We start from the raw sequence: 21,624 nt of genomic DNA on the forward strand, positions 1-21,624 counted from the left end.
TCAAAACATGGCAGAAGAAACCATGCCTTCGCCCGTCCGTCAAAAACCGGTTTATCGTTTTGCGCCCAGCCCCAATGGCGCCCTGCATCTGGGCCATGCGCTTTCCGCTTTTCTGAACCACGACATGATGCGGGAAAACAGTGGCCATTTTCTGCTGCGCATCGAAGATATCGACCAGACGCGCTGCACTCCGGAGCTGGAGCAGGCGATCTATGATGATCTTGGCTGGCTGGGACTGGAATGGGAAAAGCCGGTGCGGCGGCAATCGGAGCACTTCGATGAGTATCGCACAGCACTCGACAGGCTGGTCGAGGCCGACCTCGCCTATCCCGCCTTCTTAAGCCGGGGTGAGACGAAAGCCGTTGTCAGGGCCTTTGAGGCAGAGGGAAGGCTCTGGCCGCGCGATCCCGACGGCGCGCCGCTTTACCCCGCAATAGATCGGCAAAGGCCGCAGGCGGAACGGGCCGAACTTCTGGCATCAGGCAGGCAACACGCCTGGCGGCTCGACATGGAAAAGGCGGTCCGCACCTTGCACAGCAAGCTGTTCTGGCGCGAGAGCGGCGACGGGCAGACCGGGGAAATCGAAGCTTTGCCGGCGCTGTGGGGCGATGTGGTGCTGTCGCGCTCCGACGCCCCCTCGAGCTATCATCTTTCCGTGGTGTTGGATGACGCGCTGCAAGGCATCACCCATGTGGTGCGCGGCATGGATCTGTTTAACGCAACCGCCATTCACCGGCTGCTGCAACAATTGCTGGACCTGCCGCCACCCGCCTATCACCACCACCGACTGATTTTGGGTGCTGATGGGCGCAAGCTCTCGAAAAGCGAAGGCAGCACCGGCCTTTCAGCGCTTCGGGCGGAAGGAAAAACGCCGTCAGATATCCGCCGGCTTGTCGGGCTCCTCTAGCACCTGCTCGCGGCGCGCACTGTTGCCGGAGATATTGCGGCGGATGATCTGCCGGACCTTGTATTTCATCAGAGCGGCATTCACTTCCGCACCCAGCATGAAGATGACACCCACCATGTAAAGAAACACCAGAACCACCATCACCGAGGCCAGACCGGCGTAGGTGGCGGCATAATTGGCGAAGGTGGAGAGGTAATAGGCAAAGATCGCCGCGCCGATGACCCAGAAGATCATTGTCAGCAGAATGCCGGGCCAGACATCCCAGATGCGGCGTTTGCCGGCCGGAAGCCACAGATGCGCCGCCACCAGCCCGACCGTCAGAACGACGATGGTGCCGTAAAGTCCGAGGCTGGAAACCGTGTTCAGCGCATCCGTCAGCCAGGGAAACCGCTGTTCGGCAAAGGACGTTGCGACCGGCACCGCAACAAGTACGATACTGATGCCGGTAAAGACTACCACTGCGATCAATACATAAAGCAGACTGAGAAGACGGGTGATGTACCACCAGCGCGTTTCCGTGACGCGATAGGCGCGGTTGAGCGAGATTCTGAGCGCCTCGACGCCGTTGGAGGCAAAATATGCGGCCGCCAGCACCGAAATCGTCAGCAGTCCGCCGCGCGGAATGGTCAGGACCTGCTGCACCTGCGCAGCAAGCGGACCTGCGATCGCTTCCGGCCAGGTGTCAAAAATCAGATGCACCGCCGTCTCGGAAAACTGGTCAGCCCCCAGAAAACCGGCCAAAGCCGTGCCGAAAATCAGGAACGGGAACAGCGCCAGCAGGATGGAAAGCGCCATGTGGCTCGCCATCGCCCAGCCGTCATCCTCGGCAAAATGAGAATAGGCATCGAAGGCAACCTTGCCTGCCAGGCGCACTGCGGCAACCATGTCGCCTCCATTCATCGGCATTTCATTTGTAACTTCGCCCCGAATATGGGAAGTCAGCTCTACTTTGTACAGCGCACAAGCCCGCCTTTCGGTTCCCGCAGGCATACAGATTTTGCGCAATACAATTTTCACAGGCCGGACCATCGGGCCAGCGCAACATTCGGCTTTCCGGAGCGGCATAGATGCCTGAAAAACCCGTCATCATAATTACCGGATGTTCCTCGGGCATCGGAGCCCATTGTGCCGGCGCGCTTCACCGCGACGGCTGGAGAGTGTTTGCCACCGTGCGCCGCATCGTCGATATGGCCGCGCTCGAAAATGAGGGCATAGAAACCCTGATCATGGACTATACCAAGCCCGAAACCATCGCGGCTCTCGTGGATACGGTTGCGGCCAGAACCGGAGGCCGCATCGATGCGCTGTTCAACAACGGCGCCTATGGCCAGCCGGGTGCTGTGGAGGATCTGCCGGTGGAAGCACTGCGGCAGCAATTCGAAACCAACGTCTTCGGCTGGCACGATCTGACGCGGCGGGTCATTCCCTTCATGCGCCAGCACGGTTCAGGGCGCATCGTGCATTGCTCCTCCATTCTCGGCCTCGTTCCCTATCGTTATCGTGGTGCCTATACCGCATCGAAATTCGCGATCGAGGGCCTTGGCGTCACGCTGCGCATGGAACTTCAGGGCAGCGGCATCCATGTGAGCCTGATCGAACCGGGGCCGATCACGTCGAAATTCACCACGACGGCGCTTGCCCACGTCAGGGACAAGATCGATCTGGAAAACTCGGCCCATGCTGTGGAATACAAGCGTCAGCTGGCGCGGATGGATGGGTCCGGCCCGGTCAACCGCCACAAGCTTGGCCCCGATGCCGTTTATGCCGTGCTGAAACACGCCCTGACCGCCGCAAAGCCAAAACCGCATTATCCCGTCACCGTTCCCGCCAAACAGGGGCTGTTGCTGAAACGGCTCTTGCCTGCCGGACTGTTCTATCGTCTGCTGCGCAGATTCGATTGAGGAGGAGTACCCCCTAAATGTCCGGCTTCACCACTGTTCTGGCCCTTATCGTTATGGGCCTCGTTGTCATCGTGCTGATACGAGGCCTTTTCAACATGCTGAAGGGCCAAGACGCCAACCGCTCCAACAAGTTGATGCAGCTTCGCCTTCTGTTGCAGGCCATCGCCATCGTGCTCATCATGCTGACCCTTTGGCTCACCGGCGGTGGACGCTGACATGGTGAAGCTGAACAAGATCTACACCCGCACCGGCGACAAGGGCACGACGGCGCTGGTGTCCGGTCCCCGCCGCCTGAAGCACGATCTTCGCGTCGAGGCCTATGGCACGGTGGACGAAACGAATTCGGCGATCGGCGTGGCGCGGCTGCATACCGCCAACACTGATATTGCCAGCATGGAAAAGCTGGATTCCATGCTGTTCCGCATCCAGAACGACATGTTCGACCTCGGCGCGGATCTCGCGACCCCGGAAACCGACGAGCCGCCAGCCTACGAACCGCTGCGCATTATCGAGAGCCAGGTCACGCGGCTGGAAAACGAAATCGACGACCTCAACTCCGCAATTGAGCCGCTGACCTCCTTCGTGCTGCCGGGCGGCAATGCGGCGGCGGCCAATCTGCATCTGGCGCGCACGATCTGCCGACGCGCGGAACGGCTCATGGTGGAACTCTCGGTTGCTGAAAACGAGATCGTCAGCCCGGAAGCGCTGAAATATGTCAACCGCCTGTCCGACTTCCTGTTCGTTGCCGCCCGGTTTGCCAATGACATGGGCAAGGCTGACATATTGTGGGTTCCCGGCAAGAACCGCTAAAGCCTATCTCTCGCACAAACGAAGGGCATTCGATGTTCATACCGCTGCACGATGCGAATTCCCTCAAACATATCCGGCTGCAATATGTCACGATCGGCCTGATCGTGGTCAACGTGCTGGTATGGCTATTTACCGGCGTGCTTGCCAGTGACGTCCAGGCCAATGCCGCAGCGCTCGGCCTCGGTTTCATCCCGGCTGTGGTGTTCGACTACGCCTACCTGGAGCCCGCCTTGCAGGTGGTGCCGGATGACCTGACCGTCGTCACCTATGCGTTCCTGCATCTGGATTTCTGGCACATGGCAGGCAATATGCTGTTTCTGTGGGTCTTCGGCGACAACGTCGAGGACGCACTCGGCCACTTCCGTTTCCTTATCTTTTACATCGCCTGCGCCATAGCCGGCGCGCTGTTGCACGGCTTTGTCGCACCCATGTCAGAAGGGCCGCTTATCGGTGCATCAGGCGCTGTTTCCGGCGTCGTCGCGGCCTATTTTCTCCTGCATCCCAAGGTGCGCGTCTGGGTTCTGGTGTTCATGCGCATTCCGTTGCCCTTGCCTGCCTTCATTCCGCTGGCGCTATGGATCGGACAGCAATTTCTGATGCTGGCACTTGGCCTTGAGGAAAATGTTTCCTGGGGGGCACATGTGGGCGGCATATTGGCCGGGGCTGTGATGGTAATTTTCATGCGCCGGCCGGACGTTCCCCTGTTCGACCGCACGATTGTTCCGCCAAGGGCGGCGCAGTTCAAGAATCCGTCGCAAACGGCGGGGTTGTCGCAAATCGAACGGGGCTATGACGGGAGCAGATGAGCCGTTGACGAAGAGATAAATTATTTACGTTAACGTCAACGTAAGGTATGCCTTGCGTGCATGTGATAATGAACATTGCTCCGTTGTATTTGCGGGAAAAATGCTTATCCATGTCGCCAACCTGTTTTTGGAGGTCCGCGCGGTCTTGTCGCCTCGCGGACAGGAGTTTGAGGAAAACCGCCGATGAAGATCCTTGTCCCTGTCAAACGAGTTGTTGATTACAACGTCAAGATCCGCGTGAAGTCGGATGGTTCGGGCGTTGAACTCGCGAATGTGAAGATGTCGATGAACCCGTTCGACGAAATCTCGGTGGAAGAGGCTCTGCGGCTGAAAGAAGCCGGCAAGGCCGAAGAAGTCGTGGTCGTGTCGATCGGCCCTGCCAAGGCGGAAGAGACGCTGCGCACGGCGCTCGCCATGGGTGCCGACCGCGCCATCCTTATCGAGACCGACGAGACGGTCGAACCGCTAGCCGTCGCCAAGCTTTTGAAGGGCGTGGCGGAAGCCGAGCAGCCCGGCCTCGTCATCGTCGGCAAGCAGGCGATTGACGACGACAGTAACCAGACCGGTCAGATGCTGGCCGCCCTTCTCGGCTGGGGCCAGGGCACCTTCGCCTCCAAGGTCGTACCGTCTGATGGCAAGGTCGCTGTGACGCGTGAAGTCGATGGCGGCCTGCAGACGGTCGAACTGAAACTTCCCGCTGTCGTGACCACCGATCTTCGTCTGAACGAGCCGCGTTACGCCTCGCTGCCGAACATCATGAAGGCAAAGAAGAAGCCACTCGACAAGAAGACCCCGGCCGATTTCGGCGTCGATGTCACGCCGCGTCTGAAGGTGTTGAAGACCGAGGAGCCCGCAGGCCGCAAGGCCGGCATCAGGGTCGGCTCGGTGGCTGAGCTGGTCGAAAAGCTCAAAGCCGACGGCGTCCTCTAAGGTTTCGGAAAAGGGAGATTACAACATGGCCATTCTTCTTCTGGCAGAACACGACAACGCAACCCTTTCCGACCTGACGGCGAAGACGCTGACGGCGGCAACGCAGATTGGCGGCGACGTCCACGTGCTCGTTGCCGGCTCCGGTGCGAAGGGTGCCGCCGACGCGGCGGCGAAACTGTCCGGCGTTGCCAAGGTACTGCTTGCCGACGACGCATCCTATGCCAACGCGCTTGCCGAGCCGCTGGCGGCGCTGATCGTCTCGCTGAGCCCTTCCTATGATGTCATCATCGCACCGGCGACCGCTTCGGCCAAGAATGTCGCCCCACGCGTCGCAGCCCTTCTCGATGTGGCCCAGGTCTCGGAAATCATTGAGGTCGTCAGCCCGGATACTTTCAAACGTCCAATCTATGCCGGCAACGCCATCCAGACGGTGCAGGCAAGCGACGCCAAGAAGGTCATCACCGTGCGCCCCACCGCGTTTGCGGCAGCCGCTGAAGGCGGTTCGGCACCGGTGGAAACCATCGGCGCTGCCGAGAACCCCGGCGTTTCTGTCTTTGTGTCCGACGCGCTCGCCTCTTCCGATCGTCCGGAACTGACCTCTGCGAAGATCATCATCTCGGGCGGTCGCGCACTCGGCTCCTCGGAAAAGTTCCGCGAAGTGATCCTGCCGGTTGCCGACAAGCTCGGTGCAGCCGTCGGCGCATCGCGCGCAGCCGTCGATGCGGGTTATGCACCGAACGACTGGCAGGTCGGTCAGACCGGCAAGGTCGTGGCACCGCAGCTTTACATCGCTGCCGGCATTTCGGGCGCCATCCAGCATCTGGCCGGCATGAAGGACTCGAAGGTCATCGTAGCCATCAACAAGGACGAGGAAGCGCCGATCTTCCAGGTTGCCGATTACGGCCTCGTCGCAGACCTGTTCGAGGCTCTGCCGGAACTCCAGAAGGCTCTGTGATTTTAAGCCTTTAGCCAAAGGCGGCGCGTTTTTTGAACGCGCCGCCTTCTCTTTTTCGGCGATATGCGTAACATCGCCGCAAATGACGCAGATGAAATCCCATGAGGAGACCAGCATATGACCGCCCCCTTTAAAAACATCGGTATCATCGGAGCCGGTCAAATGGGTTGCGGCATCGCGCATGTTTCCGCCTTGGCCGGTTACAAGGTGCACATTTACGATCTTTCCAAGGACGGAATCGAAGCCGGCCTTGCCACGATCAACGGCAATCTTGCCCGTCAGGTCACCAACGGCAAGCTCTCCGACGACGCCCGCAAAGATGCACTCGCGCTCATCAGCGGTTCGACTGACGTCAACGATCTGGCGCCCATGGATCTGGTCATTGAGGCTGCTACCGAAAACGAGGAAATCAAACGCAAGATCTATGCGCAGATTTGCCCGGTACTGAAGCCCGAAGCGCTTTTGGCCACCAACACGTCTTCCCTCTCCATCACCCGCCTTGCGTCCGCGACCGATCGTCCCGAACAGTTCATGGGCATCCACTTCATGAACCCGGTGCCTGTGATGAAGCTGGTGGAGCTGGTGCGCGGTATCGCCACCAACGAAAAGACCTTCGATGCGGCGAAGGACTATGTGCGGACGCTGGAAAAGGCGATCACCGTCGCCGAGGATTTCCCGGCCTTCATCGTCAACCGCATCCTGCTGCCGATGATCAACGAGGCGATCTACACGCTCTATGAGGGCGTCGGTTCGGTGGAAGCAATCGACACCGCCATGCGGCTCGGCGCCAACCATCCGATGGGACCGTTGCAGCTTGCCGACTTCATCGGTCTCGACACCTGTTTGTCGATCATGCAGGTGCTGCATGACGGGCTGGCCGACAGCAAATACCGCCCCTGCCCGCTGCTGGTGAAATATGTCGAGGCCGGCTGGCTCGGCCGCAAATCTGGTCGCGGTTTTTACGATTACCGTGGCGAGACACCTGTTCCGACGCGCTAAGGCGCAAGAGATATTCCTCTGAAATCATTCGAGATGACGGGAGGTAAGTCCCTCCCGCACTGGACAATTATTTAGCCTTCACTGCCGATACCAACGCCTTGGCATCTTCGCTGTCCCAGGCTGCCGGACCGTTCATGGCGGCAATCAGGCAGCCTTTTTCGTCCAGCAGAAGAGTTGCGGGAAGGCCGAAAGCCAGCCCTTCCTTTTTCAGAACATTGAAGACGCCCATGGAGCTGTCGCGATAAAGTTTCAGCGCGTCGATCTTGTATTCGTCAATGAAGGCTTTCGGTTTTTCGTCCGCGCCGGTGTCGATATTGACCGCAACAACCTCAAAGCCATCGCTGCCCTTTTCCTTCTCGAGTGCGTTCAGCGCAGGCATTTCCTCCCGGCATGGCACGCACCAGGTGGCCCACAGATTGAGGAGAACCGCCTTGCCCTTGAGATCGGCAAGCGACATGTCCGACCCTTGCGGACCCTTGAAGGACAGCGGGATGCCGCGCGGCGTATCCGTGGCCGACATGGCCGCCACCTGGCCCTTCAGGAGGGGTTTCAGCGAGGCGATGCGGTTTGCCGCACCTTCACATAAACCGGCCTCGGCAACCGCTGCCCCTTGAACCGGGCTCTCAGACCCAATATGCCTGAACCAGACCGCACCCGCGCCGAACACGACACCGGCAACGGCAGCAATTGCAACCAATCTGGCGGAAGGAAGCCTGAACGGCCTTTTTTCTGTCATCGAATACTCCAGGGCACGCAGAACATGGCTGACGGCACAGATCAGAAATCCTCCAACCAGATGTGGGGCGGACGTTTCGCTTCCGGGCCATCAGCCATCATGGAAGAGATAAATGCCTCCATCGGCTTCGACAAGAAGCTTTATGCCCAGGACATCCGCGGCTCTATAGCGCATGCCACCATGCTGGCGGAAAAAGGCATTATTTCGCAGGAAGATAAAGACAAGATCGTTCACGGCCTGAACACGATCCTGTCAGAAATCGAGGCTGGCAGCTTCGAATTCTCGCGCAAGCTCGAAGACATTCACATGAACATCGAGGCGCGACTTGCCACCCTCATCGGCACGGCGGCAGGGCGTCTGCACACCGCCCGCTCGCGCAACGACCAGGTGGCGCTCGATTTCCGCCTCTGGGTCAAGGAAGAGCTGCAGAAGACGGAAGGCATGCTGACCGCGCTCATCGCCGCCTTCCTCGACCGCGCCGAGGAAAATGCCGATACGGTCATGCCCGGCTTCACCCATCTGCAGACGGCCCAGCCCGTCACCTTCGGCCATCATTGCATGGCCTATGTGGAAATGTTCGGCCGTGACCGCGCCCGCGTGCGTCACGCAATCGAACATCTGGATGAAAGCCCGATCGGTGCAGCAGCGCTGGCCGGCACCGGTTATCCTATCGACCGCCACATGACGGCAAAGGCGCTCGGCTTCCGCGAGCCGACCCGCAACTCCATCGACACCGTTTCCGACCGCGATTTCGCGCTGGAGTTCCTGTCGATCGCCTCGATCTGCGCCACGCATCTGTCGCGCCTCGCCGAAGAAATCGTCATCTGGTCGACGCCGCAATTCGGCTTTATCCGCCTGTCCGATGCCTTTTCCACCGGCTCGTCGATCATGCCGCAGAAGAAGAACCCCGACGCCGCCGAACTGGTGCGAGCCAAGACCGGCCGCATCAACGGCTCGCTGGTGGCGCTTTTGACTGTGATGAAGGGCCTGCCACTCGCCTATTCCAAGGACATGCAGGAAGACAAGGAACAGGTTTTCGATGCCGCCGAAAGCCTGGAACTGGCCATCGCCGCCATGACCGGCATGATCCGCGACCTTGAGGTGCGCAAGGACCGCATGCGTGCGGCCGCCGGTTCGGGCTATTCCACCGCCACCGATCTTGCTGACTGGCTGGTGCGCGAGGCAGGCCTGCCCTTCCGCGACGCCCACCATGTGACCGGAAATGCGGTGGCACTGGCGGAAAAGAAAGGCTGCGATCTGGCCGATCTTTCGCTGGAAGACCTGCAGGCGATCCATCCGGCCATTACAAGCGGCGTTTTCGACGTTCTTTCAGTCGAGGCATCGGTTGCCAGCCGCACCAGCTTCGGCGGAACGGCTCCTTCCGAGGTCAAGAAGCAGATCGCCTGGTGGCGTGGACGCAACTAACGCATCGGACCGATAAGTGTGAAGCGGTTTTCGGAAAATCCGATGCGCAGACAAATTAAAATGGGCGGCGGAAACGATTCCATTTTTCTCCGCCGCCCTCATAAATCTGCGTTACGCTGCGATCACAAGAAACAGGGTGCACAAGCGCCCTGTTTTTCGTTATCAGAGAAGCACATATTTCCTTTGGACAGGCTCATGCTTTCAAAAACCGCGCGCAATCTCATCGTTCCCATCGGCATGGCGCTCGCCGTCAGTCTTGCTCTCAGTGCCTGCGGGCGAAAAGGCGATATCGATCCGCCGAGCACGCCGGTCGAAATGCGCAACAAGCGCAATGCCGACGGAACCGAGACGAAGCCGGCAACGGCGGAGCGGCCGTTCATCCTCGACAAGCTTCTCTGACGGGAAAAAGCCTGTGAACCATTTTGGCTATATCGACGGCGTGCTTCACGCCGAAAACGTGCCCGTGCCTGAGATCGCCAAGGCGGTCGGCACGCCGTTCTATGTCTATTCGACCGCGACGCTGGAGCGCCACTACAAGGTGTTCTCAGGCGCTTTCGCCGATGTGGACGCCATGGTCTGTTACGCCATGAAGGCCAATTCCAACCAGGCCGTTCTGAAGACGCTGGCAAAGCTTGGCGCGGGTATCGACGCGGTATCCGGCGGCGAATTGCGCCGCGCGCTTGGCGCCGGTGTACCGGCAAACCGCATCATGTTCTCCGGCGTCGGCAAGACGGTGGCGGAAATGGATTACGCGCTGGAAGCCGGCATCTACTGCTTCAACATCGAATCCGAGCCGGAGCTTGAGGTCCTCAACCTGCGCGCCGTCAAGGCCGGAAAAAGGGCGCATGTGTCCTTCCGCATCAATCCGGATGTGGATGCGCGCACTCATGCCAAGATTTCCACCGGCAAAAAAGAAAACAAGTTCGGCATTTCCTATGAGCGGGCGCGTGCGGTCTATGCCCACGCCGCCACCCTGCCCGGCATCGAAGTCACCGGCATCGATATGCATATCGGCAGCCAGATCACAGAATTGCAGCCCTTCGAGGATGCGTTCCGCTTGCTGCGCGAACTGGTGGAATCCCTGCGCACGGACGGGCACACGATCAGCCACGTCGATATCGGCGGCGGTCTCGGCATTCCCTACCGCGAGGACAATAATCCGCCGCCGCTGCCGGATGCCTATGCGCATATCGTCAAGAACGAGCTAAAGAGCCTCAACTGCAAGATCATCACCGAACCGGGACGCCTGATCGTCGGCAATGCCGGCATTCTGGTGACGGAAGTGATCTATGTGAAGGATGGCGGCGAAAAGAACTTCGTGATTGTCGATGGCGCGATGAACGACCTCATCCGCCCGACGCTTTACGAGGCCTATCACGGCATCCGCCCTGTCGTGCAGCCCGCGGTAGACGCCCCTCGCATCAAGGCCGATATCGTTGGCCCCGTCTGCGAAACGGGTGACTATCTGGCGCTGGACCGCGAGATGGCCGCACCGCAGCCGGGTGATCTGATTGCCGTCAGCTCCGCCGGTGCTTACGGCGCCGTGCAGGCAGGCACCTATAATTCGCGCCTGTTGGTGCCGGAAGTGCTGGTAAAGGGTGACAAGTTCCACGTCATCCGCCCGCGCGGAACCTATGAAGAGCTGATCGCTCTCGATTCAGTACCCGCCTGGCTCGATTGATCCGCCATACATCCGGCTTGGTCGATCACAATTGAGCGAAGCTGCCTAAAAAATGGGGGTGAGCATCCACTTGCCCTCGTCTTCGCCACAAAGAATGTTATCCTTGCTTCTCATAATACAAGCAGCTCGCCGTTCCGGGAATGGCGTTTGACGTGGCCAGAACCGGGAGAACGGATTGATGACCACAGCCGGAGAGGACAGGACAGGCAGAAAGCGCCCTACCGGCGCATTCGCGCAGCGGCCGGATCTTGCCCGCCGGGTTGCGGCTAAACGCTTCTTCGCAAAAATCGTGTTGTTTTCGGAAAGAGTAGCACCGAAGACGCTGTGGCCGCTTTCCATCGCCGCCGCGTTTCTAGCGCTCGCATGGTTCGGCCTCTACCGGCAAATGCCTGACTTCGTGCGGCTGGGCATCGTTTTCCTGCTGGTTTTCGGTTTCATCAGCACCATCCTGCCAATCGTCCGGCTGAAATGGCCGACAGACAACGACGCGTCCCGCCTTCTGGAAGAACGCAATGGTCTCGCTCACCAGCCAGTCGGCGTGCAGGAAGACGAACCGGCGTTGGACACCCCCATTTCCCGCGCCTTGTGGAAAGAACACCAGATCCGTATGGCGGAACGCATCGCCGCGCTGAATGCCGGCCTGCCGAAACCAGATATCGCCCGTTACGACCGCTCGGCACTACGCGCCATTCCCGCCCTTTTTCTGGTTGTCGCCTTCGGTTTTTCCTATTCCAATGGTGCAGGCACGATTGCAGATGCCTTCCGTAGCCGGCCGGCAGCCGGTCCGCTCAATCCCGATATCCGTCTCGACGCCTGGGTCACGCCGCCCGCCTATACCGGCCGCGCCCCGATTTTTCTGACAGGGCGCGATGCGACTGGCCACGACGCGGTGTCCGTGCCGCAATCCTCCAAACTGACGATCCGCATGACCGGTGGCGATGGCGGCGAGGAAGTGACCTTCGAGCCTGAGACCGCCGGCGCCCTGCAGAAGCTTGCCCCCGAAGCGGCGCGCGCCGACAGCGCAAGTGGCGATGTGGCGGCACAGACAGAAAAACGCGCGCCGGATCAACCTGTCACACCGCGCACCTTTGCAATGGATGTGACCGAAAGCGGCATGATCACCGCCAATGGCGAACAATGGGTGTTCAACGTCATTCCTGACCAGCCACCGACCATCGGCTTCGACAACATGCCGCGCCGCGCCGTCAATGGTGCGCTGGAGGTGGGTTTCACCGCCAAGGACGACTATGGCATCAAGGAAGCCCACGCCATCATCGAGCCGCTTGGCGTTGCGGAGGGTGCAACAGCACTTTACCCGCCGCCGGAATTCAAGCTCGACCTGCCGCGGCAGAACAACCGCGAGATCAAGGGGCTGACCAGCCGCAACCTGACCGAACATCCCATGGCAGGTAAGCGCGTGCGCATCACGCTGGTGGCAACAGATGGTGCCGGCCAGACCGGCCGCAGCCCCGCGCATGAAATGGTGCTGCCGGGCCGCAATTTCTCTGAACCGCTGGCGGCTTCGGTTGCCGAACAGCGGCAGATATTCTCGCTCGACACGCGCCAGATGCCAAAGGCGATCGCCTATAACGAGGCGGTTGGTCTGCGTCCGGATGAAACCATTCCCAACACCACGCACTATCTCCTGCTGCAATCGGCGCAGACCCGCATGCGGCTCGCCTATAATGAGGAGATGCTGAAGAACACCGCCGATTATCTCTGGGAGATCGCGCTCGGCATCGAGGATGGTGATCTTTCGCAGGCGGAAAAACGCCTGCGTGATGCGCAGACAGCGCTTTCCGAGGCGCTTCAGCGCAATGCCTCCGATGAGGAAGTCGCCAAGCTGATGCAGGAACTGCGTGAGGCGATGCAGCAGTTCATGAGCGAGCTTGCACAGCGCATGCAGAATGCGCCGCAAGCCAACATGAACCAGCAGGCACAAAACGTCTTGCGGCAGCGCGATCTCGAAAACATGATGAACCAGATCGAAAACCTCGCGCGCTCCGGCAACCGTGACGCAGCACAGGAAATGCTCTCGCAGCTGCAACGCATGATGAACAACCTGCAGGCGGGACGGCCGCAACGTCAGGGCCAGCAGGGGCAGCAGCAAAGCAGCAAGATGCGCCAGCAGATCGACAAGCTGGGGGAAATTCTGCAACAGCAGCAGAAGCTGATGGACGAGACCTTCAAGCTCGATCAGGCGCTGCGTGACCGCATGCAGCGCGGCGACCCGCAGGATGGCGGCGAAGGTCAGGACCCGCAGACGGGTGAAAACGGTGAATCACCGCAACAGGGCCAGCAGGGCCAGCAGGGCGAGAACGGCCAGCAAGGCGGACAGCCGAGCGAGCAGATGACCGCCGAACAATTGCGCGAGGCGCTGAAAAATCTGAGGGCGCAGCAGGACGCGCTGGGCAAGCAGCTGGGCGAATTGCAGCAGGGCCTTCGTGATCTCGGCATGGAGCCGGGCGAAAACTTCGGCAAGGCGCAGCAGGAAATGGAAGGCGCCGGCGAAGCACTCGGCAAAAGCCAGGGCGAACAGGCGGTCGAAGGTCAGGGCAATGCGCTGAACGCGCTGCGACAGGGCGCGCAGGATATGATGGGCCAGATCATGCAGGCCATGCGCCAGCAGGGACAGCAGCCCGGACAGGGGCAGGAAGGCATGGCGGGCCAAGGCGGACAGAACGGCCGCGATCCACTCGGCCGTCCGCGCAGCACAACCGGCCCCGATTTCGGCGACCAGGTGAAGGTGCCTGATGAGATCGACGTGCAGCGCGCCCGCGAAATTCTCGAGGCTATCCGGGAAAAGCTCGGCAACAACCCGCCGGGTGAAATCGAGCGGCGTTATCTGGAGCGGTTGCTGGATATACGGTGAGGATGGAGGCCGCCATTCCTAGCGATCGGGCGTGTTTAACCTCGCGCATTTTTTAGGAAAGGCCAGCTTATCAAACACTCCACGTCATCCTCGGCCTTGTCCCGAGCATGACGGCGGAGAGAGTTGATAACTCCGCAACAAAAAAAGGCGGCCCAAAGGGCCGCCCTTTCTCAAATCTCTGTAGCCTTATCGCTCAGGCCGCAAGCGCCCGCGCAACAGCCTTGCGGATATCCGGAAGCGCAAAAGGTTTTGAAACCACGTCCACGATCTTTTCTGCCAGATCATCAGCGCGTTCGCGCTGTTCGGCATAACCCGTCATCAACAGGATGCGCATGGCCGGGAAGCGTTCGGCGGCGCGGTGCGCCAGCTCGATGCCATCCATGACCGGCATGCGGATATCCGAAAGAAGGAGATCGAAATTGGTTTCCTGAAGCTTCTCCAGCCCCTGCTCGCCGTCTGCCGCCTCGTGGGTCTCGTGACCGTCGAGACGCAGCGCACGGGCAACGAAAGCCCGCAATGCATCCTCATCTTCGGTAATCAGAATCTTCGCCATTAATCATTGCTCCTGGGCATCATTTCCAGCCGTGAGCAACATCGCAGGCTCCTCTTTTCAAGAGGTAAACACCCAGGGTTTCGCTGGGTGAATGGTTAATGAGGCGTCTCCGGCATGTCCCATCCCGGCACGGCAGAAATCGTCAGGCGTCGCCCGTGACGACGCCTACGAAGGGCAGTTCGCGGAAGGCGTAAGCCACATCCATGCCGTAACCCACGACGAAATAATCGGGACATTCGAAACCGACATAGTCGGCCTCCAGATCTTCCTTGCGCTTGACCTTCTTGTCGAGCAGCACGGCGATGGTGACGTGACGGGCGCCACGTTCGTAAAGCAGTTCCTTGGCGAAACGCAGCGTGCGGCCGGATTCGAGAATATCGTCGATCAGAAGAACATCGCGGTCCTTCACGTCGCTGTCGATATCCTTGACGATCTTCACCCCTTGCGAAACGGTGCCGGCACCGTAGCTCGAAAGCGTGATGAATTCGACTTCGGGGGCAAGGCCGCTGTCATGCAGCGCGCGGATGAGATCGGCCGCGAAAATGAACGATCCCTTGAGCACGGCGATGACCAGCAAATCCTTGGTCGGGCCGCTCGCTATATGCTTGGCCATGTCGCGATTGCGCTCGGCAATCTGCTCGGCGGTGTAAAGCGGCTCAATGTTTTTTCCACGGACGACGGGCATTCTTTCTCCTGTGCTGCGCCTTGCCGATTTTACCTTTCAGTAAAAATACGAAGACCACGCGTTAGCACAGTCAACGTTCGGAAGCACCCGCTTCGACGAAGGAAAGCTTGATCTCAGGCGTTTTTCCACCGGGATGGCGCAACTTTGCCGAAAATCCGTGGCTGAAACCGGGCTGCATCTGCCTGACCGGCGGTTCGATGACCATGCTGGCGACCAGTTGCCCCTTGGCAACGAAGAGGTCGGCGCGAAGTGCCGGCACCTCTTCCAGAGCGGCACCGTTGTTCTCCACAATACCGTTGATGAGCAGGACATCCATGCCGCCAGCCTCCTGCGGCGTGATGGTGACATGGGAAATGGCAAGCGGGTTTGCGGCCGCAACGATCGGCTTTTCCGGCACGACCACCGACAGGCCGCCTGAGCAGATGAAAACAAAAATGACGAGCGCCGCAACCAGCGCCGAATAGGCATCCACAGACAGGCGCGACAATTTGCGGTCCACCCAGCCGATGAACGCGTAACCAAGAGCACTGGCGGTGACGGGCGGTTTTTCCATCTGACGGCGCATCGCGCCGCGATTATCGTTTCCGGGCTGACGGACACGGTTTTCCTTGATGGTGACAAATTCCGCGTCTACCACATCGGGGCCGGTGTGGGTTGCCCGCGCCGTACGGCGCACTGGCGCTTCCGGCATCAGGAGGTCGAAATCGAATGCCGCTTGCCGGCGAGATGAACGGAACATAGCCATAGAATTCCTTGGGTGAGGTTTTCCGGCCCGCAAAACTGGGCATTGCAACGAATCCTGCCAAGTTTTAAATTTAATTGGTTAATGCTTCGCAAAAACGGCTCGCATAGGCTACCGGAACCGGGTTAAACGGCGCATCCGGGCCTCACGCGCCAGCGGTTTGCGAACCACCACGAAACGAAGAGACTGGAAGTCCGTTGATCCATTTCGAAAATGTCGGGTTGCGTTACGGCATGGGCCCCGAAATCCTGAGGGACATGACCTTCGACATTCCCAAGGGTTCGTTCCAGTTTCTGACCGGCCCTTCCGGTGCCGGCAAAACCACGTTCCTGCGCCTGCTGCTGATGTCGCTGCAGCCCACACGCGGCAATATCCGCATGTTCAACCGCGATGTGTCGCGCATTCCGCGCAGCGAGCTGCCCATGCTGCGCCGCCGCGTCGGGATCGTCTTTCAGGATTTCCGGCTGCTCGATCATCTGACGACCTATGAGAATGTCGCCCTGCCGCTGCGTGTGCGCGGCAAGGAAGAAAGCGCCTACCGCAACGACGTTATCGAGCTTCTGAAATGGGTCGGGCTTGGCGAGCGCATCAATGTGCTTCCGGCCATCCTCTCCGGTGGGGAAAAGCAACGCGCCGCCATTGCCCGCGCATTGATGGACCAGCCGGAAATTTTGCTGGCCGACGAGCCGACCGGCAACGTCGACCCGCCGATGGCCAAGCGCCTTCTCAACCTCTTTCTGGAGCTCAACCGGCTGGGTACCGCTGTGGTCATCGCCACCCATGATTTCGGCCTGATGGACCAGATCGACGCACGCCGGATGATCCTCACCGAAGGGCGGCTCGACATCTATGAATGAGATCAACCGCAAACAGTTAAGACCAGAGGCGACCGCACCGAAGCGGCCGCCGATGCGTATCCGCCCGATGGCACCCATTCTGCCGCCCTCCAACATTCAGGGCAACGCGCTGATGGTGGTGATCGCCATCATGGCCTTTCTCGCCTGCCTGACGCTTGGTGCCGTTTCCATGGTGCGTGCCACCGCCGCCACCTGGCAGAGCCAGATTTCCCGCGAAATCACCATTCAGATCAAACCCGAGGACGGGCTGGACATGAATGCAGCGCTCACCAAGGCACGTTCTCTGGCGCTCACTTTCGTCGGCACGCGGGATGGCACGATCCTCGATGACGCCGCCACCGCGCGTCTTCTGGAGCCGTGGCTCGGCAGTGGCCTCGATCTTTCCGAACTGCCGGTGCCGCGCCTCGTCGTGATTACCATCGATGAAAACCACCCGCCCGATTTTCAGGCCATGCGCGATATGCTGAAGGCTGAAATTCCACAGGCGTTTCTGGATGACCACCGTACATGGGTCGACAGGCTCGTCTCCATGGCCAGGACCACCGTCATGATCGGCGTCGGGGTCCTGATCCTCGTCTTCACCGCCATGGTGCTGACGGTGGTGTTTGCAACGCGCGGCGCGCTTTCCGGCAACCGGCACATCGTCGAGGTGCTGCATTTCGTCGGCGCCGAAAGCAGCTTCGTCGCGCGGGAATTCCAGAAGCACTTCCTGAAGATCAGCCTGAAAGGTGCGGCAGCGGGCAGCGCCCTCGCAGCGGCAGTTTTCCTTGCCGCCGGTTTCTGGCAATCGAGCACGGTTGCAACGCCGCAAAGCGATCAGGCAAGTGCGCTTTTCGGCTCCTTTTCCGTTGGCCTCAGTGGTTATATCGGCATCGCCACGACGATGATCATCATCGCGCTGCTCACCACCATCACCGCGCGTGTGACGGTCATCCGCACGATCGATGATATCGACCGCGTCCGCTCCGATCCGTCTAAAAGCGACGGTGTCGCATCGTGACGCCGTCTCCCGGATCTCGCGAGGAAACTGCACCCTTCACACGCCGGATGTAACTTGCGGACGGTGGACAAAAATGCCTGTTCCTTGCCTTAATCGGCGAGTATTCAGGAGGAATGTTTGTGAGTCGGACGGACCATGATCAGGAGCAGACGACCACGCGACAGGCAAAAAAGGGCCTGTTGTCGCGGCGAAGTCGCCTGCGCCGTTTTATTCGCGGTCTCATCCTGCTTTGCGTCATTACTCTCGGGGCTTTTTCCGGCGGTTTTTTGTGGTTCGCAGATTCAGTCGCCTCCATGCGCCCGCCCGAAGGCGCCAAGGGCGACGCGATCATCGTTCTGACCGGCGGTTACCAGCGCATCGAACAGGCGGTCGGCCTGCTGCGGGACGGCGTTGGCAAGCGCCTTCTGATTTCCGGCGTCAACCCGGCCACCACCCGCACGCAAATCCGCAAGATGACGCAAGGCTCTTCGGACATGTTTTCCTGCTGCGTGGACATGGGCTACAAGGCCATAGACACCATCGGCAACGCCAATGAGGCGGCGAGCTGGATACGCGACCACGGTTATTCCTCCATCGTCGTCGTCACCAACAATTACCATATGCATCGCAGCCTGCATGAACTGCACAATGCCAGCCCGCAGACCCAATTCATCGCCTATCCCGTTATCAGCGCCGACCTTGCCCGCACCAACTGGTTCGCGGAGCCGGATGTGGTCCGGACCATGCTCTACGAATACATGAAATTCGTGATTGCAGCAGGACGCGACCTGACCGGGCTCGGCAAGGGCGACGGGTTGCGCAAGGCGGGCGCCGATCACCCCACGATCAAGGCGGCAACCTCTTCCCCGTGAATGGAAAGAACGGAGAGAACACGCTTGCTGCGGAGCCTTGTTTTCGTGTAGGCGTCTGGCATCGGCATCCGGCATCGAGGCGCGCCTGAGCTTCGGAACGGCTGCAACCCGGGAATTCTGTCGATGCTCAAGCTGCGCTCTTTTCTTTTCAATACGCTGTTTTATCTCAATCTGATTGTCCGCATGATCGTGCTCACGCCGATCTATTTCATCCTGCCGCGCAGAATAGCCTATGAAATCCCCAAGAACTGGGCGCGATCCAACCATTGGCTGATGAAGACCATTGTCGGCACCACCTTCGAGATCGAGGGGCTGGAAAACATTCCCGAAACCGGCTGTATCTTCGCCCCCAAACACCAGTCCTTCTGGGACACCTATGCGCTGCTGCCCAACCTTCCCGATCCGGTCTATATTCTGAAGCGCGAGCTTTTGTGGATCCCGCTGTTCGGCTGGTATGCGATGAAGCAGCGCATGATCCCGGTCAACCGCGCCGCGCGCGGCAAGGTGATGCTAAAGGTCATGGAGCGGGCGAGAGAGGAGATGGCGGCTGGCCGCGAACTCATAATCTATCCCGAAGGCACACGCCGGCCACCGGGCGCTGAGCCCGAATATCGTTATGGCATCGCACGTCTTTACCGCGACCTCAAAGTCCCCGTCATTCCGGTCGCCATGCATCCCGGCCTCTTCTGGCCACGCCGCTCGACAATGCGTTATCCCGGCCATTTCAAGGTGCGGATCTTGCCGGCCATCGAGCCGGGACTGGACCCGGACGTGTTTTTCAAGACATTGATCGAGGTGACGGAAAAGGCGAGCGACGAGTTGCTGCTGGAGACCGCGCGCAACAATCCGCACCTGCCGCTGCCACCGACCGCCGTGAAGCGTATCGCGGAACTTCAGGGGCAAGACACTCCCGCCGGCTAAACCGCGATCGTGCCGACACTGGCGGCAATGCTTTCCAGCAGCGTGTCGCGAATACCCATATCCTGCAGATGCTGCACGGTATTGAAGACGTAATCGGCATTCGGGCCGGACCGGCCCGATGCGGCAGCCACGATTGTAGCCGCTTCCGCGACACCCAGACCACCAATATACTGCTCGTGGGCGGGATCGGCCACATAGGTCACGGCACTGCCGCGCGTGCCATCGGCGAGCGCAATGGCAACGACGCGTTCCTTGTAGACATTCGTTACCAGCTCGCGCTCGCGCAGATAGGCCATGACCGGACCATGGTCCGCTCCGCGCACGCGAAAGGCAACGCCGAGGCAGGAGCCGCCGCGCTCCAGACCGAGAACAAGGCCGGGCTTCTCCTCAGTGCCGCGGTACACATTTGAACTGATGCAGAGGGAGCGTCGATAACCGTGCAGCCGCGCCTGCTGCCTTTCCTCAAAGGCAAAGCCCGGGTTCCACATCAACGAACCGTAGCCAAAGACCCAAAAATCGTCCATATCCCAAGCCAAATCGAATTTATCTGAAGTCTGTTCATCGGAGATCAATATGGCATCGTCAAGCCAATCCGGCACGGTCAAAAAATTCCTCTGGCTTGGTATCGCCGTCGTGCTGGTTATCGGACTTTACACGGCCGGGTGGTTTTATGCCGCCGACAAGCTGAAGCAGACAGTTCTGAACGTCATCTCGCCTTCGCAGGCCAGAAACGTCAGCGGCGAATGCGGCGACATTGCGTTCAAGGGTTATCCGTTCCGCATCGGCCTTTTCTGCTCCAAGGTAACGGTGGACGACAAGCAGAATGGCGTTTCAGCCTCGTTCGGAGAATTGCGTTCCGCAGCGCAAGTCTACAATCCCGGCCACATTGTCTGGGAACTGGATGCACCGGCTGAAATCCGTACCGCGCACGGCCTGACGGTTTCAGCCCTCTGGCAGAACATGCAGTCGAGCATCGTCACCAAGCTTAGGGGTATCGACCGTACCTCGCTTGTCATCGACGGCCTGAAGGCTCAGGCGGTTTCCACCGTTACCGGCCAGACGATCGATTTCGATGCCGCCAAGACGGAAATGCATCTGCGCCAGAACGGCGCCGATCTAGACGGCGCGATAACGTTGACCGACTCGTCAACCGTCATCAAGGATTGGCCGCAACTTCTGCCGCGCCTCAACGCCATCGCCGATGTCACCCTTGCCGGCAAGGCGGGTATGGTAGACGGCAGCGATACGGCCGGGCTTTACGGTGCGAGCGGCGAGCTTCGCCGGCTGGTCGCTGATATCGGCGAAGGCCGCACCATGCGTATCAGCGGCCCTTTCTCCTTCGATAATGAGGGCTATCTCTCCGGCCAGTTCAAGCTGGAGATCGAAAAGCTCGACGCCTGGTCGGACAATGCCAAGCAGGCGTTTCCGCAGCTGCAATCCACCATCGATACCGCCCGCAAAATGCTCCGCGCACTCGCCGGCGGCGGCGACAGGGCGTCCGTCGACCTCGTGGTGGATCGCGGCCGCGCCACCGTCAGCGGTTTCATTCCGCTGGGGAAGATCCCGCCGATTTAACAGAGAGCTTTTGTAAAAAACACCTCAGCGGCATCCTGAATTTTTGAAAGATGCAGGATGCCGGCTTCTTTGTATCCATTGCGACGATGCCACATCTGCGGTTCCCGCTCGTCCTGCTGGCTGGACGTCATCACCAGTGAGGCACCCTGCTCACGCATCAGAGTTTCCCAAAAAACTGTAAGCGTTGCGCCGACGCCATGTCCCCGAAACTCGGGAACGACGCGGATCATGTCCATGTAGGGGATCTTACCCCAGAACATCGAGAACCGCAGAAAACCGACTAGAATCGTATCTTCTTTCGCGACGAGATATTCGCGGCGTCCGACGCAACGCCGCAACCAATCCTCATCGATCCATTTGTCTTCCCGCAGCAGCCATTCGATATCGTCATCCGTCGCCGCCGATATCAATATCACTT

Annotated in this window: 24 protein-coding genes; 17 read left to right on the forward strand and 7 right to left on the reverse strand. The window is 59.7% G+C overall.

The window, feature by feature from the left end:
• Positions 1-22 precede the first annotated feature (22 nt).
• Positions 23-907, forward strand: a complete 885-nt coding sequence (gluQRS, locus tag J5276_RS18455; protein WP_162632826.1) for a tRNA glutamyl-Q(34) synthetase GluQRS — start codon at positions 23-25, stop codon at positions 905-907.
• On the opposite strand, the gene J5276_RS18460 is transcribed toward gluQRS, so the two are convergent.
• Positions 875-1,792, reverse strand: a complete 918-nt coding sequence (locus J5276_RS18460; RefSeq protein ID WP_013761775.1) for a YihY/virulence factor BrkB family protein — start codon at positions 1,790-1,792, stop codon at positions 875-877. The genes gluQRS and J5276_RS18460 overlap by 33 nt on opposite strands.
• Before the next feature lie 182 nt (positions 1,793-1,974).
• Between J5276_RS18460 and J5276_RS18465 the strand changes: the two genes are divergently transcribed.
• From J5276_RS18465 to J5276_RS18495, 7 genes are all read left to right on the forward strand, one after another.
• Positions 1,975-2,808 carry an SDR family oxidoreductase gene (locus J5276_RS18465; RefSeq protein WP_035199614.1) on the forward strand — a complete coding sequence of 278 codons (834 nt, stop codon included), beginning with the start codon at positions 1,975-1,977 and terminating at the stop codon, positions 2,806-2,808.
• A gap of 17 nt (positions 2,809-2,825) precedes the next feature.
• The gene (locus tag J5276_RS18470) at positions 2,826-3,023 is read left to right on the forward strand and encodes a twin transmembrane helix small protein (protein ID WP_003497428.1); all 198 of its coding nucleotides are present in this window, start codon (positions 2,826-2,828) and stop codon (positions 3,021-3,023) included.
• A 1-nt stretch (position 3,024) separates the two neighbouring features.
• Entirely contained in the window at positions 3,025-3,618 is a 594-nt protein-coding gene (locus tag J5276_RS18475) for a cob(I)yrinic acid a,c-diamide adenosyltransferase (protein ID WP_065704414.1), read from the forward strand.
• A 32-nt stretch (positions 3,619-3,650) separates the two neighbouring features.
• Positions 3,651-4,424 carry a rhomboid family intramembrane serine protease gene (locus tag J5276_RS18480; RefSeq protein ID WP_003511318.1) on the forward strand — a complete coding sequence of 258 codons (774 nt, stop codon included), beginning with the start codon at positions 3,651-3,653 and terminating at the stop codon, positions 4,422-4,424.
• 183 nt (positions 4,425-4,607) lie between these two features.
• Entirely contained in the window at positions 4,608-5,354 is a 747-nt protein-coding gene (locus J5276_RS18485; protein WP_013761780.1) for an electron transfer flavoprotein subunit beta/FixA family protein, read from the forward strand.
• Between the two features lie 25 nt (positions 5,355-5,379).
• Positions 5,380-6,309, forward strand: a complete 930-nt coding sequence (locus J5276_RS18490; RefSeq protein ID WP_003511321.1) for an electron transfer flavoprotein subunit alpha/FixB family protein — start codon at positions 5,380-5,382, stop codon at positions 6,307-6,309.
• A gap of 117 nt (positions 6,310-6,426) precedes the next feature.
• Positions 6,427-7,308, forward strand: coding sequence for a 3-hydroxybutyryl-CoA dehydrogenase (locus J5276_RS18495; RefSeq protein WP_013761782.1), 882 nt, complete (start codon positions 6,427-6,429; stop codon positions 7,306-7,308).
• 67 nt (positions 7,309-7,375) lie between these two features.
• Here the strand turns inward: J5276_RS18495 and J5276_RS18500 are convergent, their stop codons facing one another.
• On the reverse strand, positions 7,376-8,044 hold the full coding sequence (locus J5276_RS18500) for a TlpA disulfide reductase family protein (RefSeq protein WP_065704415.1): 669 nt from the start codon (positions 8,042-8,044) through the stop codon (positions 7,376-7,378).
• Between the two features lie 24 nt (positions 8,045-8,068).
• Between J5276_RS18500 and argH the strand changes: the two genes are divergently transcribed.
• From argH to J5276_RS18520, 4 genes are all read left to right on the forward strand, one after another.
• A complete protein-coding gene (gene argH / locus J5276_RS18505) occupies positions 8,069-9,469 on the forward strand; it encodes an argininosuccinate lyase (protein ID WP_025595424.1) in 1,401 nt (466 codons plus the stop codon).
• Between the two features lie 195 nt (positions 9,470-9,664).
• On the forward strand, positions 9,665-9,868 hold the full coding sequence (locus tag J5276_RS18510) for a lipoprotein (RefSeq protein WP_035199619.1): 204 nt from the start codon (positions 9,665-9,667) through the stop codon (positions 9,866-9,868).
• 13 nt (positions 9,869-9,881) lie between these two features.
• The gene (gene lysA, locus J5276_RS18515; protein WP_174012045.1) at positions 9,882-11,150 is read left to right on the forward strand and encodes a diaminopimelate decarboxylase; all 1,269 of its coding nucleotides are present in this window, start codon (positions 9,882-9,884) and stop codon (positions 11,148-11,150) included.
• A gap of 178 nt (positions 11,151-11,328) precedes the next feature.
• Positions 11,329-14,022 (forward strand): TIGR02302 family protein, encoded by a 2,694-nt coding sequence (locus J5276_RS18520; protein WP_065704416.1) that lies wholly within the window; start codon positions 11,329-11,331, stop codon positions 14,020-14,022.
• 193 nt (positions 14,023-14,215) lie between these two features.
• Here the strand turns inward: J5276_RS18520 and J5276_RS18525 are convergent, their stop codons facing one another.
• The 3 genes from J5276_RS18525 to J5276_RS18535 form a co-directional block, all read right to left on the reverse strand.
• Complete coding sequence (locus J5276_RS18525; protein ID WP_003511329.1) at positions 14,216-14,575, reverse strand: response regulator; 360 nt, start codon at positions 14,573-14,575, stop codon at positions 14,216-14,218.
• A 142-nt stretch (positions 14,576-14,717) separates the two neighbouring features.
• Positions 14,718-15,260, reverse strand: coding sequence for a hypoxanthine phosphoribosyltransferase (hpt, locus tag J5276_RS18530; RefSeq protein WP_003511330.1), 543 nt, complete (start codon positions 15,258-15,260; stop codon positions 14,718-14,720).
• A 70-nt stretch (positions 15,261-15,330) separates the two neighbouring features.
• Entirely contained in the window at positions 15,331-15,999 is a 669-nt protein-coding gene (locus J5276_RS18535) for a hypothetical protein (RefSeq protein WP_065704418.1), read from the reverse strand.
• 200 nt (positions 16,000-16,199) lie between these two features.
• Here J5276_RS18535 and ftsE point away from each other — a divergent pair, with 200 nt between their 5' ends.
• From ftsE to J5276_RS18555, 4 genes are all read left to right on the forward strand, one after another.
• Positions 16,200-16,859, forward strand: coding sequence for a cell division ATP-binding protein FtsE (gene ftsE, locus J5276_RS18540; RefSeq protein ID WP_003511334.1), 660 nt, complete (start codon positions 16,200-16,202; stop codon positions 16,857-16,859).
• Positions 16,852-17,859 carry an ABC transporter permease gene (locus J5276_RS18545; RefSeq protein ID WP_065687913.1) on the forward strand — a complete coding sequence of 336 codons (1,008 nt, stop codon included), beginning with the start codon at positions 16,852-16,854 and terminating at the stop codon, positions 17,857-17,859. The genes ftsE and J5276_RS18545 overlap by 8 nt, the downstream gene beginning before the upstream one ends.
• A gap of 113 nt (positions 17,860-17,972) precedes the next feature.
• Positions 17,973-18,710 carry a YdcF family protein gene (locus J5276_RS18550; protein ID WP_003511336.1) on the forward strand — a complete coding sequence of 246 codons (738 nt, stop codon included), beginning with the start codon at positions 17,973-17,975 and terminating at the stop codon, positions 18,708-18,710.
• Between the two features lie 123 nt (positions 18,711-18,833).
• The gene (locus J5276_RS18555) at positions 18,834-19,631 is read left to right on the forward strand and encodes a 1-acyl-sn-glycerol-3-phosphate acyltransferase (protein WP_025595414.1); all 798 of its coding nucleotides are present in this window, start codon (positions 18,834-18,836) and stop codon (positions 19,629-19,631) included.
• Here the strand turns inward: J5276_RS18555 and J5276_RS18560 are convergent.
• The gene (locus J5276_RS18560) at positions 19,628-20,155 is read right to left on the reverse strand and encodes a gamma-glutamylcyclotransferase (protein ID WP_065704540.1); all 528 of its coding nucleotides are present in this window, start codon (positions 20,153-20,155) and stop codon (positions 19,628-19,630) included. The two genes, J5276_RS18555 and J5276_RS18560, sit on opposite strands and share 4 nt — an antisense overlap.
• A 49-nt stretch (positions 20,156-20,204) precedes the next feature.
• Here J5276_RS18560 and J5276_RS18565 point away from each other — a divergent pair, with 49 nt between their 5' ends.
• Positions 20,205-21,206: a DUF2125 domain-containing protein gene (locus J5276_RS18565; RefSeq protein ID WP_013761789.1), complete on the forward strand. Its 1,002-nt coding sequence runs from the start codon at positions 20,205-20,207 to the stop codon at positions 21,204-21,206.
• Here J5276_RS18565 and J5276_RS18570 read toward each other — a convergent pair.
• On the reverse strand, positions 21,203-21,622 hold the full coding sequence (locus J5276_RS18570; RefSeq protein WP_013761790.1) for a GNAT family N-acetyltransferase: 420 nt from the start codon (positions 21,620-21,622) through the stop codon (positions 21,203-21,205). The genes J5276_RS18565 and J5276_RS18570 overlap by 4 nt on opposite strands.
• Positions 21,623-21,624 lie beyond the last annotated feature (2 nt).

It is taken from the genome of Agrobacterium sp. S7/73 (genome assembly GCF_019355535.1).
GTDB lineage: Bacteria > Pseudomonadota > Alphaproteobacteria > Rhizobiales > Rhizobiaceae > Agrobacterium > Agrobacterium tumefaciens.

Excerpts from the sequence above, each read along its gene's own strand:
- gluQRS (WP_162632826.1), top strand. The coding sequence starts at position 23 with ATGCCTTCGCCCGTCCGTCAAAAACCGGTTTATCGTTTTGCGCCCAGC.
- J5276_RS18460 (WP_013761775.1), bottom strand. The coding sequence starts at position 1,792 with ATGGTTGCCGCAGTGCGCCTGGCAGGCAAGGTTGCCTTCGATGCCTAT.
- J5276_RS18465 (WP_035199614.1), top strand. The coding sequence starts at position 1,975 with ATGCCTGAAAAACCCGTCATCATAATTACCGGATGTTCCTCGGGCATC.
- J5276_RS18470 (WP_003497428.1), top strand. The coding sequence starts at position 2,826 with ATGTCCGGCTTCACCACTGTTCTGGCCCTTATCGTTATGGGCCTCGTT.
- J5276_RS18475 (WP_065704414.1), top strand. The coding sequence starts at position 3,025 with ATGGTGAAGCTGAACAAGATCTACACCCGCACCGGCGACAAGGGCACG.
- J5276_RS18480 (WP_003511318.1), top strand. The coding sequence starts at position 3,651 with ATGTTCATACCGCTGCACGATGCGAATTCCCTCAAACATATCCGGCTG.
- J5276_RS18485 (WP_013761780.1), top strand. The coding sequence starts at position 4,608 with ATGAAGATCCTTGTCCCTGTCAAACGAGTTGTTGATTACAACGTCAAG.
- J5276_RS18490 (WP_003511321.1), top strand. The coding sequence starts at position 5,380 with ATGGCCATTCTTCTTCTGGCAGAACACGACAACGCAACCCTTTCCGAC.
- J5276_RS18495 (WP_013761782.1), top strand. The coding sequence starts at position 6,427 with ATGACCGCCCCCTTTAAAAACATCGGTATCATCGGAGCCGGTCAAATG.
- J5276_RS18500 (WP_065704415.1), bottom strand. The coding sequence starts at position 8,044 with ATGACAGAAAAAAGGCCGTTCAGGCTTCCTTCCGCCAGATTGGTTGCA.
- argH (WP_025595424.1), top strand. The coding sequence starts at position 8,069 with ATGGCTGACGGCACAGATCAGAAATCCTCCAACCAGATGTGGGGCGGA.
- J5276_RS18510 (WP_035199619.1), top strand. The coding sequence starts at position 9,665 with ATGCTTTCAAAAACCGCGCGCAATCTCATCGTTCCCATCGGCATGGCG.
- J5276_RS18520 (WP_065704416.1), top strand. The coding sequence starts at position 11,329 with ATGACCACAGCCGGAGAGGACAGGACAGGCAGAAAGCGCCCTACCGGC.
- J5276_RS18525 (WP_003511329.1), bottom strand. The coding sequence starts at position 14,575 with ATGGCGAAGATTCTGATTACCGAAGATGAGGATGCATTGCGGGCTTTC.
- hpt (WP_003511330.1), bottom strand. The coding sequence starts at position 15,260 with ATGCCCGTCGTCCGTGGAAAAAACATTGAGCCGCTTTACACCGCCGAG.
- J5276_RS18535 (WP_065704418.1), bottom strand. The coding sequence starts at position 15,999 with ATGTTCCGTTCATCTCGCCGGCAAGCGGCATTCGATTTCGACCTCCTG.
- J5276_RS18545 (WP_065687913.1), top strand. The coding sequence starts at position 16,852 with ATGAATGAGATCAACCGCAAACAGTTAAGACCAGAGGCGACCGCACCG.
- J5276_RS18550 (WP_003511336.1), top strand. The coding sequence starts at position 17,973 with ATGTTTGTGAGTCGGACGGACCATGATCAGGAGCAGACGACCACGCGA.
- J5276_RS18555 (WP_025595414.1), top strand. The coding sequence starts at position 18,834 with ATGCTCAAGCTGCGCTCTTTTCTTTTCAATACGCTGTTTTATCTCAAT.
- J5276_RS18560 (WP_065704540.1), bottom strand. The coding sequence starts at position 20,155 with ATGGACGATTTTTGGGTCTTTGGCTACGGTTCGTTGATGTGGAACCCG.
- J5276_RS18565 (WP_013761789.1), top strand. The coding sequence starts at position 20,205 with ATGGCATCGTCAAGCCAATCCGGCACGGTCAAAAAATTCCTCTGGCTT.